This window comes from Hydrogenobaculum acidophilum, assembly GCF_054656715.1.
Window position 1 is genome coordinate 75,755 of the sequence record NZ_BAAHXP010000006.1, and the last position, 16,865, is coordinate 92,619.

General features: G+C 33.7%; 17 protein-coding genes and 1 tRNA gene. 13 read left to right on the forward strand and 5 right to left on the reverse strand.

From position 1 onward, the window contains the following. The first annotated feature begins 2 nt into the window (after positions 1–2). From ACYQZV_RS04760 to ACYQZV_RS04805, 10 genes are all read left to right on the forward strand, one after another. Positions 3–725, forward strand: a complete 723-nt coding sequence (locus ACYQZV_RS04760) for a 6-carboxyhexanoate--CoA ligase (protein ID WP_459893754.1) — start codon at positions 3–5, stop codon at positions 723–725. Between the two features lie 26 nt (positions 726–751). Further along, entirely contained in the window at positions 752–1,054 is a 303-nt protein-coding gene (secG, locus tag ACYQZV_RS04765; RefSeq protein WP_459893756.1) for a preprotein translocase subunit SecG, read from the forward strand. Next, positions 1,011–1,787, forward strand: coding sequence for a N5-glutamine methyltransferase family protein (locus ACYQZV_RS04770; protein ID WP_459893758.1), 777 nt, complete (start codon positions 1,011–1,013; stop codon positions 1,785–1,787). Before secG ends, ACYQZV_RS04770 begins: the two co-directional genes overlap by 44 nt. A gap of 67 nt (positions 1,788–1,854) precedes the next feature. After that, positions 1,855–2,949 carry an aminofutalosine synthase MqnE gene (gene mqnE, locus ACYQZV_RS04775; RefSeq protein WP_459893760.1) on the forward strand — a complete coding sequence of 365 codons (1,095 nt, stop codon included), beginning with the start codon at positions 1,855–1,857 and terminating at the stop codon, positions 2,947–2,949. Between the two features lies 1 nt (position 2,950). Then, entirely contained in the window at positions 2,951–4,756 is a 1,806-nt protein-coding gene (gene glmS / locus ACYQZV_RS04780; protein WP_459893762.1) for a glutamine--fructose-6-phosphate transaminase (isomerizing), read from the forward strand. Positions 4,757–4,777: 21 nt separating this feature from the next. After that, positions 4,778–5,077 (forward strand): HU family DNA-binding protein, encoded by a 300-nt coding sequence (locus ACYQZV_RS04785; protein WP_459893764.1) that lies wholly within the window; start codon positions 4,778–4,780, stop codon positions 5,075–5,077. Continuing rightward, positions 5,061–6,107 (forward strand): geranylgeranyl reductase family protein, encoded by a 1,047-nt coding sequence (locus ACYQZV_RS04790; RefSeq protein ID WP_459893766.1) that lies wholly within the window; start codon positions 5,061–5,063, stop codon positions 6,105–6,107. The genes ACYQZV_RS04785 and ACYQZV_RS04790 overlap by 17 nt, the downstream gene beginning before the upstream one ends. A 12-nt stretch (positions 6,108–6,119) precedes the next feature. Further along, positions 6,120–6,431: a preprotein translocase subunit YajC gene (gene yajC, locus ACYQZV_RS04795; protein ID WP_459893768.1), complete on the forward strand. Its 312-nt coding sequence runs from the start codon at positions 6,120–6,122 to the stop codon at positions 6,429–6,431. After that, positions 6,421–7,734: an ATP-dependent protease ATPase subunit HslU gene (gene hslU, locus ACYQZV_RS04800; protein ID WP_459893770.1), complete on the forward strand. Its 1,314-nt coding sequence runs from the start codon at positions 6,421–6,423 to the stop codon at positions 7,732–7,734. Before yajC ends, hslU begins: the two co-directional genes overlap by 11 nt. Beyond that, positions 7,731–8,699, forward strand: a complete 969-nt coding sequence (locus ACYQZV_RS04805; RefSeq protein ID WP_459893771.1) for a sensor histidine kinase — start codon at positions 7,731–7,733, stop codon at positions 8,697–8,699. The genes hslU and ACYQZV_RS04805 overlap by 4 nt, the downstream gene beginning before the upstream one ends. On the opposite strand, the gene ACYQZV_RS04810 is transcribed toward ACYQZV_RS04805, so the two are convergent. Further along, the gene (locus ACYQZV_RS04810) at positions 8,688–9,461 is read right to left on the reverse strand and encodes a hypothetical protein (RefSeq protein WP_459893773.1); all 774 of its coding nucleotides are present in this window, start codon (positions 9,459–9,461) and stop codon (positions 8,688–8,690) included. The two genes, ACYQZV_RS04805 and ACYQZV_RS04810, sit on opposite strands and share 12 nt — an antisense overlap. A gap of 8 nt (positions 9,462–9,469) precedes the next feature. Beyond that, positions 9,470–11,218, reverse strand: a complete 1,749-nt coding sequence (locus ACYQZV_RS04815) for an alpha-amylase/4-alpha-glucanotransferase domain-containing protein (RefSeq protein WP_459893775.1) — start codon at positions 11,216–11,218, stop codon at positions 9,470–9,472. 165 nt (positions 11,219–11,383) lie between these two features. On the opposite strand from ACYQZV_RS04815, the gene hemL reads away from it, so the two are divergent. Both hemL and hisA read left to right on the forward strand, forming a co-directional pair. Beyond that, positions 11,384–12,661 (forward strand): glutamate-1-semialdehyde 2,1-aminomutase, encoded by a 1,278-nt coding sequence (hemL, locus tag ACYQZV_RS04820; protein WP_459893777.1) that lies wholly within the window; start codon positions 11,384–11,386, stop codon positions 12,659–12,661. Next, positions 12,658–13,362: a 1-(5-phosphoribosyl)-5-[(5-phosphoribosylamino)methylideneamino]imidazole-4-carboxamide isomerase gene (hisA, locus tag ACYQZV_RS04825; RefSeq protein ID WP_459893779.1), complete on the forward strand. Its 705-nt coding sequence runs from the start codon at positions 12,658–12,660 to the stop codon at positions 13,360–13,362. The genes hemL and hisA overlap by 4 nt, the downstream gene beginning before the upstream one ends. 1 nt (position 13,363) lies before the next feature. Here the strand turns inward: hisA and ACYQZV_RS04830 are convergent. The 3 genes from ACYQZV_RS04830 to ACYQZV_RS04840 all read right to left on the reverse strand — a co-directional run bounded on the left by ACYQZV_RS04830 (position 13,364) and on the right by ACYQZV_RS04840 (position 15,027). Beyond that, positions 13,364–13,435, reverse strand: a tRNA-Gly gene (locus ACYQZV_RS04830). A 49-nt stretch (positions 13,436–13,484) separates the two neighbouring features. Further along, a complete protein-coding gene (locus ACYQZV_RS04835) occupies positions 13,485–14,756 on the reverse strand; it encodes an ArnT family glycosyltransferase (RefSeq protein ID WP_459893781.1) in 1,272 nt (423 codons plus the stop codon). Between the two features lie 7 nt (positions 14,757–14,763). Continuing rightward, positions 14,764–15,027 (reverse strand): 4a-hydroxytetrahydrobiopterin dehydratase, encoded by a 264-nt coding sequence (locus tag ACYQZV_RS04840; RefSeq protein WP_459893783.1) that lies wholly within the window; start codon positions 15,025–15,027, stop codon positions 14,764–14,766. Positions 15,028–15,090: 63 nt separating this feature from the next. On the opposite strand from ACYQZV_RS04840, the gene ACYQZV_RS04845 reads away from it, so the two are divergent. Further along, positions 15,091–16,581 (forward strand): DHA2 family efflux MFS transporter permease subunit, encoded by a 1,491-nt coding sequence (locus tag ACYQZV_RS04845; protein WP_459893785.1) that lies wholly within the window; start codon positions 15,091–15,093, stop codon positions 16,579–16,581. Positions 16,582–16,865 lie beyond the last annotated feature (284 nt).

A 16,865-nucleotide genomic window follows, 5' to 3' on the forward strand; every position in this document is an offset into this window, starting at 1 on the left:
GGATGGAAGGCTTAGTTTCTATAAGAATGAGAGCATCTTTTAAAAATGTGCACGTGTCAGGCGCTGAAAGAATATGTAAAAAAGAAGATATCTCTAAAGTTGTCAATGAATTTTTAAAAAGGCCAAAGTTTTACGATTTTATAAGCATAAAAACAGAGCACATAGAAGATATAGAATTTATTAAAATGCCCTCTATAAGGAGCTTTGATTTTAAAAGTGTAGAAGAAGCTAGAAATTTTGCAAAGGTACTTCTTGAAAACATAGGTATAAAAGGATATATAGCGGAAAATGTTTTGCTAGAGCTTTCTAAAGGAGCCGCTTTTGGCAAAAACATGAGAGGGGCTATGCTTGTAGATATTGAGACAGGTCAAAGATTAGAAAAGGATAAAGAAAAGGGCATAAGAACTATAAAAGTAGATTGGGAAGATAGAGAGTTTGTTAAACAAAAGCTGTTTTCTTTGGGCTATAAAATTACTGATAGGGCTTTGGATGCACTAGCTTTGGTTTCAAAAAATATAAGATGCGGCGTGATTGCAGAGGTTTGTTGGAGCGATGATACTGATTATACCACAGGCTATGTGGTGATAAACAAGACCTATCACCGGATAAACCCTATGAAGAATATGGGAGACCCTTATGGCGGAAGAGCCTATTTCATAAAAGCCCAAAGCTTAAAAGAGATAATAAATTGCCTAAGGAACAAAGCATTTTTGGTAAAGCTATAAAATTTATTTTGAGTTAAAATAATACTATGGAGCTTTTATATTATATACTGGTGGTGCTTTTTATAATAATAGCGCTGCTTTTGATAGTTTTGGTGCTTTTGCAGAAGTCAAAAGGTGATATAGGGGCCGCTTTTGGAGGCGCTACTGCAAGGTCTATATTTGGTGTTGGTGGAGTAGATACCATACTTACTAAGGGTACTTATTGGTTTATCGCTATATTTATGGTACTTGCAATTGCTATAGCTATAATTACCGATGTAAGAAACAACTCCTCTATAATGCAAAATGAACATATCAACCCTCATCAAACAAAGTCCTCTAAATCTTAGAGATACGCTTATTGTATTAGAACATGTGAGTGGTTTTGATAAAAACTATATATATTTACACCAAGATATTTTAGAAATAGACGATAAGAGCGTAGAGAAGTTTAACGATATAGTGTGTAAAGTGCAAAAAGGTATGCCACTTCAATACGCTATTGGAAAATGGTGGTTTTTTGGGCATGAGTTTTTCATAGAGCCACCTGTTTTGATACCAAGGCCAGAAACAGAAATTTTGGTAGAAAAAGCTATAGAAATTGTAAAAGATTATAAAGTAGGTTTTGAGCCTTTTGTGGGAAGTGGTATTGTAAGTATTTCGCTTTTAAAATATTATCCACATTTGAAAATGGTAGCAACGGATATAAATAAAAAAGCTTGCGAGTTAACGCTAAAAAATGCAAAACTACACAAAGTAGAAGATAGAATTTTAGTGGTATGTTCTAACATAGCAGATGCCATCAAAGTAGAAAAAGTAGATTTTTTAGTGGCAAACCCACCTTATATTCCTACTAATAGCCTTGAAACCCTTGATAAAAATATATTAGAGTATGAGGATATAAAAGCTTTGGATGGTAAAGAAGATGGGCTTTTTTTCTACAAGAAGCTAAAATCCTTTGATGTAAGACCAATGCTTATGGAGATAGGACACGACCAAGAAGAGGCCATAAAAAACATCTTTGGTGATGTCGAAATAGTTTATGATTATTATTATAAGCCAAGAGTGGCCATAGTAAGATGATTAAAAAACATGGCAATTTAGAAAACTTTTATTAATATATTCTTATTTGGCTTTTAAGGAGGTTAACATGATTGAACTTTTAGAAGATAAAGAGGTTTCTTCTTTATTAGAAAAAGCACTAAACAAAGATAGACTTACAGAAGAAGAAGCAATTTATCTATATAAAAATGCACCTTTAAGCGCTTTGGGATACGCTGCCAACGAGCTAAACAAAGAAAAAAATGAAGATAAAGCATACTTTATAGTAAATAGATATTTAAATCCTACAAATATATGTGTTTATAAATGTAAATTTTGTAGCTTTGGTGTATCAAAATCCGATGAAAGGGCTTTTGAACTAAGCATAGATGAGATTTTAAGAAAGATAGAGTCATCTTATAAAAATGGTATTACTGAAGTGCATATAGTGGGTGGGTTGCCACCTCATTGGGAACGAGAAGACTATGTAAATCTAATAAGAGTTGTAAAACAAAATTTCCCAGATATTGTGATTAAAGCATATACTGCAGTAGAAATAGACCATATAGCGAAGATATCAAAATCTACCTACGAAGATGTGTTGCTTGAGTTAAAAGAAGCAGGTCTTTCTTTGCTTCCTGGTGGCGGGGCAGAGATTTTTGCAGAAAGAGTAAGGTCTATTATAGCACCAAACAAAGCCAACGCTGAGGAATATCTTGAAATACATGAAACCGCTCATAAGTTAGGGATACCTTCCAACGTCACAATGCTTTACGGACATATAGAAACCATAGAAGAAAGGATAGACCATATGAAAAGAGTAAGGGATTTACAAGACAAGACTGGTGGATTTCAAGTGTTTATACCACTGGCCTATCATCCAAAAGGTACTGCTCTTGGTGGAGAGAGGACGTCTTCTGTGGATGACCTGAAGACTATAGCTATATCGAGGATATTTTTAGACAACTTTGACAATATAAAAGCTTATTGGATAACGTTGGGGGAAAAGTTAGCTCAGATAGCATTAAATTTTGGGGCAAATGACATAGATGGTACTTTGGAAGAGGAGCTTGTGGTGCATGCGGCTGGTTCTACTGAAACCTACGGCAAGACTATAGAAAAGTTGGTGGGTATAATAAAAGGTGCTTCTAAAATCCCAATACAAAGGGATTCTTTTTATAATATAATAAAAGTCTATAATTGATATGTGTGGCATAGTAGGATATATAGGAGATTCTGAAGCTTTACCAATACTCTTAAGTTCTTTAGAGAGGTTAGAGTATAGAGGATACGATTCTGCCGGCGTAGCGCTTATCGAAAGCGGCGAGATATTTGTGCAAAAAGAAGTGGGCAAAATAAGAGAGTTGGTGAAATCTCTGTGGGGTAAATCCTCTAAAGCACGTTGCGGTATAGGTCATACTAGATGGGCAACACATGGCATACCATCCACTGAAAATGCGCATCCCCATCTTGACCCTGGTAAATCTTTTGCAATAGTTCACAACGGAATTATAGAGAATTATAAAGAATTAAAAGAGGATCTTATAAATCAAGGACATATATTTACATCCCAAACGGATACAGAGGTAATAGTGCACCTTATAGCAAAGTATTATGAAGGGGACTTGCTGGAAGCAGTTAAAAAAACTATAGAGCTTTTAAAGGGAGCTTTTGCTTTTGCCGTCATCACAAAATATGAACCAGATAGGATAATAGGTGTTAAACAAGGAAGCCCTCTTGTAATAGGGGTTGGTGAAAATGAGAATTTTTTAGCCTCCGATATACCGGCAATACTTCCTTATACAAAGCAGATAATTGTTTTAGATGATAAAGAGATAGTAGATGTTACAAAGACCACTATAAGCATATACGATTTTAACGGCATGATAAAAACGAAGCACAGTATGTTTGTGCCTTGGGATATAGTATCTGCTGAAAAATCTGGATATAAACATTTTATGCTGAAAGAGATATATGAACAACCAAGGGTAATATCGGATACCGTAAGAGGGTTTTTGTCAGAGGGTATAAGTTTTCCTTTTGATATAAAAGCTATAAACAGGGTTGTGATGAGTGCTTGTGGAAGTTCCTACAATGCATCTTTGATAGGTAAATATCTTATTGAAAGATACGCAAAGATTCCGGTGGAAGTAGGATATGCATCTGAGCAAAGATACGAAGATATACCAATTGATGAAAATACGCTATTTATAGCCATATCTCAGTCTGGTGAAACGGCAGATACAAGATTTGCTGCTCAATATGCCAAAGGTAACGGTGCTAAGCTCTTATCCATAGTAAATGTTGTTGGAAGCTCATTAGATAGAGAAAGTGATTATGCGTTATATACACATGCAGGACCAGAGATAGGTGTTGCTGCTACAAAGACATTTACCGCTCAGATAGCTGTTTTATATGGATTGGCGGCTTTTATGGGTTACGAAAGGGGATATATGACTTACGAAGAGTATAGCAACAAAATAGATAAGCTTGCTCATATACCGTCAAAGATAGAGGATGTTTTACAAAACGCCGATTTAAATGGAGAAGTTTACAGCGAATTATCAAATGCAAAAAATGCTATATACTTAGGAAGAGGTCTTTCTTTTCCAATAGCTTTAGAAGGGGCTTTGAAGCTAAAGGAGATATCTTATATACACGCAGAAGGGTATGCTGCTGGTGAGATGAAACATGGTCCTATAGCTTTAATAGACGAAAATATGCCCGTTGTGTTTATAGCACCAAAAGATAAGCTTTATGAAAAAGCAATATCAAATATAGAGGAAGTACTTGCTAGGAAGGCAAAGCTTATAGTGATAGGTAGCGCTTCTGATCAACATCTCAGAAACATATCAAAGCATTTCATAGGAATACCAGATTTAGATGAAGAAGATCTTTACCCGCTTATTAGTGTTTTGCCGCTACAGCTTATAGCTTATGAAGTGGCAAGCAGGCTTGGTCTAGACGTTGACCAACCAAGAAATCTTGCAAAAACTGTGACAGTCGAATAAGCTATGATATAATAAAAACCTATGAAGAAATCCGATATTATTAAACAAATAGATAGACAGACGAATTATAGTCAAAAGGATATAAAGCTTGTGGTGGATTATTTCTTAGATGCTATAATGGAAGGGCTTTTGCAAGATGAACGCATAGAGCTAAGAAAACTAGGAGTATTTATGCTGAAAAAAAAGCCTTCTAGGATGGTGTTAAATCCAAGAACTGGTATACAAACTCTTGTATCAGAGCATTATTTGCCTTATTTTAAAATGGGTAAATATATGAAAAAAGAGCTAAACAAAGATCAACATAATGCCAAAAAGATTTAAAACAAACGTTCTTGTAGTAGGTGGTGGTTTGGCTGGTTCTAGCGCTGCCCATGAGCTTGCCAGAAACGGAATAGACGTTGTTATAGTAGATTCAAGAAAAACAATAGGTATTCCTGTCCAATGTGCTGAGTTTATACCACAACAACTTATGCAAAAAAAATTTGAGGAATATTTTAAAGATTCTATTGTACAAAACATAGACAATATGATCACCATAGAACCAGATAATAAAAGAGTATATTCTGACTCAAAAGGCTTTATGGTGGATAGAGCAATATTTGATGCTAATATATTCAACCAAGCTATAAAAAGCGGAGCCAAGGCTTTACTAAAGACCATTTTTTTGGGCTTTTATGATAAAAAAACAGCTATACTAAAAGCGCAAGACGATATATATCATGTAGAGTTTGATTATCTTGTAGGAGCAGATGGGCCAAGGTCTTTTGTAATGGAGAAAGCTTTCTTTAAAAAGCATGAGTTAGCAGTGTGTGCCCAAAAAAGGTGCAAATTAAAAGAGCCTCTAAAAGACATAGTGGTAGTTTTTAGAGAATATATAAAAGGAGGATACGGATGGGTGTTTCCAAAGAAAGAATATGCCAACGTTGGTATCGGTATAGACATATTTTTCAACGACAACCCTAGGGACGTATTAGAGTTTTTTATAAAAGATATGATATCAATTGGACTTATAGAGGGCGAATGTAAAGATAGCTCTGGTGGTTTTTTACCCTTAGATGGCATAGATAAACTGGTTTCATCAAATATAGCTCTTTGTGGAGATGCTGGGGGTTTTTGTCATCCAATAACAGGCGGTGGTATACCTCAGGCGGTGGTATCTGGAAATATGCTGGCAAGGTATATTTTAGAGGAGGATTTGGCTTCTTTTGAGGAAGAAGCAAAAGAAATATATGGCATCACCAACGAAAAAGCTTATAAAAAAAGAAAAAAGTATATGAAGGATTGGAATAATATAAAATATATATTACCATATATCTGGGTTGCTTATGAAGATTATTGGAAAAATATTTAAAGGAGAGTTTTTATGAATGGGAATCCAATGGGACCTGTTTTGGCACAATTAGTGTTTATAGGTATAATATTTGTAATATTTTATTTTCTCATTATAAAACCGCAACAAACTCAAAGAAAAAAACATCAAGAATTTCTATCAAATCTAAAGAAAGGTGATAAGGTTATCACATCTTCTGGTATATGGGGCGTTATAACAGATATTTCGGATGACACTATTACCTTAAAAGTCGACACAAACACCAAGATAAAATTTACTAAAGAGACTATAGTGGCATACCAACCTTCAAAAGAAGAGGTTAAAGAAAAAGAAGATGAAAAATAGAGATGAGCTATTAAAAAATCTAACTCCAAGAGAAATAGTAAATTATTTAGATCAGTATATAATAGGTCAACAAGAAGCAAAAAAACAAGTAGCAATAGCCCTTAGAAATCGTTGGCGTAGACAAAAACTTCCACCTCACATTAGAGATGAAGTATCTCCAAAAAATATACTAATGATAGGACCAACAGGTGTAGGTAAAACAGAAATAGCAAGAAGACTGGCAAATCTTATAAAAGCCCCATTTTTAAAAGTGGAAGCCACCAAATACACGGAAGTAGGCTATGTAGGAAGAGATGTAGAATCTATGATAAGAGAACTTGTGAATATCTCTTATCAGCTTGTAAAAAAAGAAAGGACCGATGGCGTTAAAAATATTGCTAGAGAAGAGGCTATAAGAAAAGTGGCTCAAAAAATATCTTCTTTAAAAAATATAAGCATATCTGAGGCAACATACGGTGTGAAAACAGGTAAATATGATGACGAGCTTATAGAAATAGAGATTCAAGAAAAACAGAGCATGCCAACTATAGAAGTGATGGGGTTGCAAGGTTTAGAAGATTTAGATAAGCAAATTAGGAATTTGCTTGGTGGGATTAGCGGTAAAAGAAGGAAAAAATTAAAGGTAAAGGATGCTGTTAATATATTGGAGCAGGAGGCGGCAGAGGAGTTTATAGATAAAGAAGATTTAGAATCTGAAGCGGTATTTTTAGCCGAAAATTTTGGTATTGTGTTTATAGACGAGATAGACAAGATAGCTGTAAAACATGAAGGAGTTGGTCATAGCGTTTCAAGGGAAGGAGTTCAAAGAGATTTACTTCCTATAGTAGAAGGTACCACAGTAAACACCAAATACGGCCCAGTAAAAACAGACCACATACTTTTTATAGCGGCTGGAGCCTTTCATATGGCTAAACCATCTGATTTGGTACCGGAGCTTCAAGGTAGATTTCCTATAAGGGTAGAGTTAAAAGCTCTTACAATGGAAGATTTTGAAAGAATACTTAGAGAGCCTCAAAACGCTCTTACAAAGCAATACAAAGAGCTTCTTAAAACGGAAAATGTAGATATAGATTTTACAGATGAGGCTATAAAAGAAATAGCAAGAATAGCAGAATATATAAACTCAAAAGATGAAAACATAGGAGCTAGAAGACTTTACACTATAATGGAAAAGCTGGTGGAAGATATTTCTTTCAATGCTCCAGATATGGAAGGTCAACATATTATAATAGATGATAAGTTTGTGCTATCAAAATTAGAAGATCTTGCTAAAGACCCAGAGATATCAAAATACATACTATGACATTTACACAAGATATTTTAAACTTACAGGAAGACCCTATTTTTTTAATAAACAAGAAAAATGTTATGACCTTTGCAAATGAATCAGCTATAAAAAATGGTTTTGTGTTGCCAAATTATAAAGATAAGTCTTATTACGAAGTGTTAAGGCCCTTTGAGCTAATATCTAGTATCGGGCTTTTGGAAGAAGGTAAAGCGATAAAAATAACCTATAAAGAAAGAACGTATGGCTTATACAAAAAAACGTTAAAAGACGCGGATGTATTTTTTATGAGAGATATTACAAATTACGAACTTTATCAAAAATCTAAGCGAGAATTTATAGCGAACGCTTCACATGAGCTCAAAACACCTCTTAGTGTTATAAAAAGCGTGCTGGATATGGTCATAGAAAAGGAAAAAGATGAAGCTATGATAAAATTTTTACAAAAAGCCAAAAATGCCTCAGAATCTATGGAAGAGTTAATAAACGACATGCTTACTCTATCTTTTGTGGAATCCATGGAAGATAATATAAAACTTGAAGATTTTGTGGATGTTAAAAGCTTGATACAAGAAATACTAGATATGTTTGCACATTCTATAGCAAGCAAAGGATTGTCAATGTATTTGGATATAGAGCCTATTAAGATAAAGACCAACAAAAAGCTTTTAAGCATAATACTTAAAAATCTAATAGATAACGCAATTAAGTACAACAAACAAAACGGATATGTGAAGATAATTGCAAAAAAAGAAGATAAACTTAGGATTTCGATAGAGGACTCAGGTATAGGTATAGCAAAAGAACATCTTCCTTTCATATTTGAAAGATTTTACAGCGTATCAAAAGACAGAGCCTACAAAAGCACAGGGCTTGGGCTTGCCATAGTAAAGCACGCATCCAAGCTATTAAAAATAAATATAGATGTACTATCTACTTTAGGCGTTGGCACAACATTTATACTTACTTTTTTAGAATCCTAACGCTTGCTTTAACGCTCTCAATGTTATTTGAAGCTCTGCTGGTTTGCTTTTGGTGCCATACTCTCCGACTGCTTCTACCTTAAACACTGTAAAACCCTTCGGAAGCTCATCAACAAATACGTTTGAACGTATTGGCTTTTTCGTTAAAAGTTTATCATTTTTATAGACAAGATAACCTATAGTGTAACCATTATCTTCGTTTGGTTCCCAATATATATAGATTTTACCGTTGTATATCATGAAATTGATATTTTTTGGTGTTTGAGGGGCTGGCGGTGTTTGTCTTTGAAAACATGCTTCTGTTGGAGACGACTCTATTCCGTTTTCGATTCCTGTTATGCTGTAGCAAAAAGAAGAAAAGTCCGGAGGTAATATAGCGTTATCGCCTACTACAATGCCTTTCTGAAAAGGATTAAAGGGCTTACCTATGGGGTGTTTGTATAGCCTATATCTTTTAAAACCTTTTAGCGTTATATGTATTCTAAATCTTCTATAAGCTTTTACTATCAATGGTACTTTTTCTATAGCAGGGGGTACACAGTATAAAGAAGAAGATTCTTTGCCCTCTATTTCAAAGCATAGAGAAGATTTATCTTTTTTAAAAAAGATATCACCGCTTTTATAAAAACCCTTCACCTTTAATTCTTCTTTTCCAACTGGTTTTATGTATATGTATTCTCCAATCCTTTTTACCAATACCTGAGGTGGTGCTGGTGGTTTTGGCGGTGCTTTTATTCCACATGCGCTAAGGGAAAAAGCCATAGCGATACTTAGCATGATATCTCTACGGATAGCTCACCTCCAGCTAGAAAACCAATACATATACCTTGGGTTATAACATCAAAATCTTTTTCGGATTGAGATACTGTTTTGATGGGGTATACCCTTAGTTTTAGGCTTTTAGAAAATTTTAAACTTATCTTACCTATCTCAAAAGCCTCAAATACTATATTGTCAGCATCTATTTCATACTCTTCAATATTTAGACTGTGAATGCCTAAGTTTATATCTACTGGTGTTGTATCTTCTAAGTTGTATTCTAAAATAAACTTATCGTCTTGAAGCTTTATAACCTTTTTGTTTTGAGATTCTTCAAAGACTATTTCATCTTCTTTTGCATCTACCAAATTCCAAGATATATCATCATAGCTAAAAAATCTTGGTTTTTCATCGTAAGTTATAAAATCCTTATACTTTGATATATCTTTTTTTAATTCATGTATGGTCTTGCCTTTATCGTTTTCTTCTTGATTGCTTATAAAATGATAAAACTCTTTATATCTTGAAAGACATACGTTTAAGTTGCCTATATCCTTTACAGAAAGTTCCTTAATGGCTCCATTTTCAGACACCACCACTATAAAATCCTTATTTTTTAATTTTATCTCAAGCTTTCCGTCAAAGTCTATGTCTTCTTTAATAAATTCATAGTGGCTATTTTCAAAATCAGCTTTTATTATGTTGCTCCAAATCTCTCTTCTCAAATGGGGAAAGTATATACCACCAAATATGCCGTGCCAATAAGCGTCGTTGCATTGGGCTTTTAAGATACTTTCTTTGCTAGAGCTTTTTTTAGATACCTCTAACATCCTTTTGTGCATATAGTTTGATTCGTGATATTTTGTGAAAAAATTTTTCCAAATGCCACCTTTTATAAACTTTTCAAAATCATTACATTGTTCTTTTGCCATTTCGTAATCTATAGCATCTTTATAGTTTAAAGCCCAATGGCCCATCTCTTCATAAGAAATAGATGCTGGATAAACAAGCTTTTTAGAAGAGACTTCTAGTGCTTCAGATATTGTTTTGGTATCTATGTTTTCTTTTTTTAAAAGCTCATAAAAGCGTTCTAACCATTTTTCTTCGTAAACAGTTTTATATGTGTATGGCCATATACCAAATTTTTCACCATCATCTATTATAATAGAAGTTTTTTGGCTTTTAATAAAATCTATCACACTTTGAGGTTCGGCAAATGGGATTTTGTATCTAAGCCTTTTATCTATTGGCACTAAATTTACTTTTTTACCCTCATCCTCTGTGAAGTAAAAGCCTTCTTCAAAAGGATATCCAGCTGATAAAATGTGGTAATCGTCTATTATTATGTATTCCATAGAAAGTTCTATAATAGTTTGTAAAACAGAAGTATCCCATATTCGCTCTGTTAGCCATATACCTCTTGGTTTTTTACCAAAAACTTCTTTACAAAATTGATTTAACTTTTCTATCTGAATGATTCTATCTTCTTTTGAGATAGAAGCAAGTATAGGCTCGTAATAACCCCCTGCTATTATCTCAAGCTGATTTCTTTGGACCATATCACCAAGCTTTTTTATGAAATCTTCTTTATTTTTCAACAGCCATTCCAACAAGATACCGCTAAAATGAGCAGATAGTTTAAAATCTTCGTGCTCATAAAAAAAATCAATAAAAGGCTTGTAAGCTTTAACGTAAGCCTCTTCAAAGACGTAGTCAAAGTTCCCAATGGGTTGATGGCAGTGAACCCCAAACACAAACATATCTATCCCCCTAATATAAGCTGAAAAATTATATCTAATACTATCATATAGATATTATATCTTATCTCTATGTAAATACAATAAACATATATAGAAACACATCATAACAATAGTGGATTATGATAGAAAAAGAATTCTAAATTAGATTCCTATATAATATATTGTATGACAAACAAAGAAGCTTTTGAATTGGCAAAAAGGTATATGCCGGGTGGTGTTTCTTCACCAGTTAGAGCCTTCAAGTCTGTAGGAGCAGACCCTATCGTGGTAAATAGGGGTTTTGGCGCTTTTATAGAAGATATAGAAGGCAAAAGGTATATAGACTATATGCTTTCTTTTGGGCCATTAATTTTAGGTCATAGAAACGACGTCGTGGTGTCTAAGATAATAGAGGCTCTTGACAAAGGAAATTCATTTGGCATTACAAACTTGTATGAGATAGAGCTGTCAGAGCTTATAGTAAAAGCCTCAAAAGTAATAGACAAAGTGAGGTTTGTATCAAGCGGTACAGAAGCTGTAATGTCTGCTATAAGGCTTGCAAGAGGTATAACCAACAAGCCATATATAATAAAATTTGATGGATGTTACCATGGGTTTAGCGATAGCGTTTTGGTAGGAGCTGGCTCTGGGGTTGCTACCCTTGGAATCCCTGGGACGCCTGGTATACCGAGAGAGTTTGCATCTTTTACGATAGTCTTAGATTACAACGATGAAGAGGCTTTAGAAGAGGCTTTTTCAAAATACAAAAACCAAATAGCGGCAGTTTTGGTAGAACCAGTGGCTGGGAACATGGGAGTAGTATTGCCAAAAGAATCTTGGTTAAACAAGCTAAGAGCCATCACTAAAGAAAACGACGCTTTACTTATATTTGATGAGGTGATAACTGGTTTTAGATTGGCTTTGGGCGGTGCAGCAGAGTATTTTGGTATAGAGCCAGATATAGTATGTTACGGTAAAATAATAGGTGGTGGTATGCCAATAGGAGCATATGGTGCCAAAAACCACATTATGGAAAAAATAGCACCAGAAGGCCCTATATACCAAGCTGGCACTTTATCTGGAAATCCTATATCTGTGGCTTCTGGCATTGCTGTGTTAAAAACTCTTTCTTCTGATATATCAATTTACGATAAGCTGTCAGAACTTAGAGCATACTTTACTTACAACATTAGCAAAATGCTATCTCAAAAGGGTATAGCTCACAAAGTAAACGAAATAACTTCTATGTTTACGATATTTTTTACAGAAAAAGATGTGATAGATTTTAAAAGCGCAAAAACCTCAGATACAAATATATTTGGTAAGTTTTTCAGAAATGCTTTACAAGAAGGTGTTTTAATGCCACCTTCCCAGTTTGAAGCATGGTTTTTATCAACAGCCCACACAAAAGAGATTATAGATAAAAGCCTAGAGAAGCTAAAGAAGGCAATAGATTTACTATGAAAGACTTTATAATACCTGCTATAGACATTAAAAATGGTTCTGTGGTAAGGTTAAAAGAGGGAAAGTTTGAAGATGTAAAAGTGTATAAAAAAGACCCTGTAGAGCAGTTTAAGCTTTTTGTAGAGCTTGGTTTTAAGCGTATTCATATAGTGGATTTAGACGGTGCTAAGTTTGGTATTCCAAAAAACCTAAAACTTTTAGAAGATATGCTAAAACAAAAAAATAAAGCCAAAGTAGAAGTAGGGGGTGGTATTAGAAGTTTAGAAACGGCGAAGGCACTTTTTGATATAGGGGTAGATTATATAATAGTAGGTACAATGGCTGTAAAAAACAAAGAGGAGTTTTTGAAGCTTTTAAAAATGTATGAAAACAAAGTAATTCTAAGCGTAGATGCCAAAAACGGCAAAGTAGCAATAGGAGGATGGGAAGAGCAAAGCAGTATGAGTCCTTGTGATATGGCAAGGCTTTACAACGATTATCCTATAGAGTCTTATCTTTACACAAACATAAATATAGATGGTATGCTAAGTGGAGTTGATACAACTCCTTATGAAGAGTTTAAACATTGTACCCAAAAACCCATTATCGCTTCTGGTGGTGTAGTCTCTATAGATGACGTGATAAGGCTAAAAGATGTAGTAAGCGGTGTGGTAGTAGGGAAAGCTATATACGAGAACAAAATAGACATATACTCTTTATAAAAGCGGTAAACGGGATTCGAACCCGCAACCTGCTGCTTGGGAAGCAGCCGCTCTACCATTGAGCTATTACCGCTTCATATAAGATTATACTATGCTGGTAATTTAAAATCTATGAGCTTAAACTATTTTTCGTAAAGATAATATTTACCGTCAAACTCTATGCCTTTTGTTAAAAGCTTGTAAGAAGGCATTTTGCTCGGCGGATTTTTTGATATAACAAAATAATGCTTAGGTGTGTATTTTGGCAGAGAATCTATGCATGTATTTAGATAGTAAACCATAGCGGATAAATGGGCGTTATCATAATAAACTGGTAGTCTTTGAGATTTTAATATAGAAACAGCTTTAGGTACAAAGCGTTCTGATTCATAACGATAAGCTAGGATAAAAAGGATAAAAAGCAAAATACTTGATAATATGAGGTTAAACTTTATAAGCTTTTTAGAAGCATACATTGATATAAATATTGAAATAGGTACATATATGCTTATTATATAATGATGAAGTTTGTTTTTGGATAACGTAAAAAATAAAAGTACTACAAAAGACCATATAAGCATATCCGTGGCGGCTTTTGTTTTTTGGTTTAAATATTTTTTAAAAAAGCTGTAAAACCAAGGAACCCAAAGTATTAGAGCTATAAAAAGTACTATTATGTAATAATAAAACGGATATAGGTGTATATTTTTTTGACCTGTATAGACGTCTATGTTGTTTCTTATAAAAAATTTGTATATATAATAAAATCCATACCTATAAATCATGTAAATGTACCAACCCCAACCCACCATTATGTATAACAAAATACCTTTTACATCAATAAGCCTTTTTATAAATTTTATATTCCTTTTTAAAGATATTATCACCATCAAAACTACAGCTGTACCTACTGGGCCTTTGGTAAGGGTTGCAAAGCCCATAAATATATACCCAAGGGTTGTTTTTTCCTTTAAAAAAAGGTATATCGATACTATCTCAAAAGCTGTAAGAAGCATTTCTGGGACATACGCCCTTGATTCTATCCAAAGGTGGGTAATGCTAAAAAGTATTAAAGAGGCGTAAAAAGGATTTTCTAGATTGTATATATCTTTTGCTATTTTATAAGTAAAAATGCCTATTACAAAAGCGCTTATGCCAGAGACAGCCCTAGCAAGCCACACATGAACTCCAAATATTAAAAACAGCAAATCGCTTACCCAGTATAGCATAGGTGGTTTTTCAAACCTAAAATGGCAGTTAAACATAGGTGTTAAAAAATGTCCTGTTTGAAGCATGTAAGAAGCAGCATATAAATTTCTTCCTTCGTCTGGAGATGTTATAGAAAGTATGTTGTTGCCAATAAAGAAAAAATAAAAAGAAAGAAGTGTATATATTATAAGCTCTTTTTTAGTCATTCAATATTTATTTGTTTTGCTCTATCCAACTGTCCAATCTTTTTGCAAATTCAAGGTCTTTGTCTGATAGGGCGCTAGCACTATGAGTAGTTAAAAATATAGTAATACTTTTGCTAGTGGTGTGAAAAAGTATATCCGGATGATGGTCAAGTTCTTTTATAGTATTAGTAATAAATATAAGAAACTCTGTAATCTTATCCCAATCATCTATAAAATATGTTTTTACTATGCTCTTACCACTTTTTATCCAACCGTTTTCAAGCTTTTCCATACAAACATTATATATTATTTTAAGAAGTTCGTTATATGATATAATATTATTGATTAGTCAGTCATGAAATGGTTTTATGTGGGTATAGTGTCTCTTGGTGTTTTTATGGTGGTGTTAGGTACCACCAGCGTCAACGTGGCTATGCCAAGGATGATAGCTCCCCTTCACACAGATTTATTTGGTATAGAGTGGGTTTCTATAAGCTATCTAATTTCCACGGCTATTACTATGCTTGCTTTTAACACCTTATCTGGAATACACGGCTTTAAAAAAGTATACATAGTAGGGCTTATATTTTATACGCTGGGAAGCGTTTTAGCGGGCCAAGCCCATTCTTTGCTTGAGATGATAATATTTAGAAGTACTCAAGGAATAGGGGAAGGACTTGTAATACCTGCTGGGCAAGCCATCATACAGATGAGCTTTCCTAAAGAAGAGAGAGGAAGAGCTATGGGTATATATGCCCTTGGAATGTCTTTTGCACCTGGACTTGGTCCTACTATAGGCGGGTATCTTGTAGAGTATATATCGTGGCGCTCAATTTTTTATATAAATGTACCTATATCTATTCTTCTTTTGGCTTTAGGAGTATCCTTTTTGCCTTCTTATCATGTTAAAAGCCATAAAATGATGTTTAATATGTGGAGTTTCTTGGCACTTTCTTCTTTTAGTATATCGTCTATCATACTACTATCAAAAGGTGAAAAATGGGGATGGTTTTCAAATATAAAATCCATATACTTCCTAACAATATCAGTTTTATCCTTCTTGGTGTTCTTGCTTTTAGAAACAATATTTGATAACAAACTTGTGGGTTTAGAAATTTTTAAAAACTTAGAATTTACGTTGGCAGTAAGTGTATTTGTATTGGTACAAGGGTTAACATTTTTTCAAACTGTTTACACTATACCTATATATTTTGAAAGAGTGAGAGACCTTGGAACTTTTGAGACAGGATTACATATTTTCCCTTATGCTATAGGAATAGGTGTTTTTTCTTTGATAGGTGGAAAGTTAGCCGATAAGATAAATCCAAGCATACTTATATTTTTTTCAGAGACAATATTGATGATCACGCTATTTTTCTTTTTATCAAATATAGATTATTATACACCAAGGGATAAGATTACGCTTTATATGTTTTTTATTGGCTGTGGAATGGGGCTTTTCTTCGCACCAATTTTAAAAATAGCTTTTCAATCTGTAAAACAAGAGCTTATGGGGTTATCCACAGCTATATATGGATATATGAGGCTTATAGGGGCTTCCCTTGGGACTTCTATAGCTACAAATATAATAACTTCTTATAGCGCGAAAAACTTCGATTATATAAATGACTCAAGGGTTTTTAACAGCATAGGTTTTAAGCTTTTTGAAGAAAAATTTGATTCAAAGATATTGGCAAAAGCCATTTTATACAAATTTCAGATGCTTTTATCAGAGGCTTATGGTATCACAGCAGTTTTTAGATTTTCTTTTTATGCGGTTTCTTTTTCTGTGATTATCACCATCGTTTTATTTTTTTATATAGAAAGTAGGAAAAATAAAATCTAATATATATCATTGACTAATAGATACGTTTATGATAAAATAAGCAGGTTATGGTGTGCTTTCGATATCATCAAGGAAATTTTTAGAATTCCTTCTTATCAACCTCCTAGTAAAATCTATTTTTCTCTTAATAATATTTTAAAAATATATTGTTAACTTACTAATATTAGCTTAGAGCTAAAAGAGAATAGTCTGTTTATTGAGATTTTAGGAGGCTTATCATGAAAATTTGCAAAACGCTATTGGTATGGTCTATTTTGAGTGGTTATTCGCTAGCTACAAAGCTT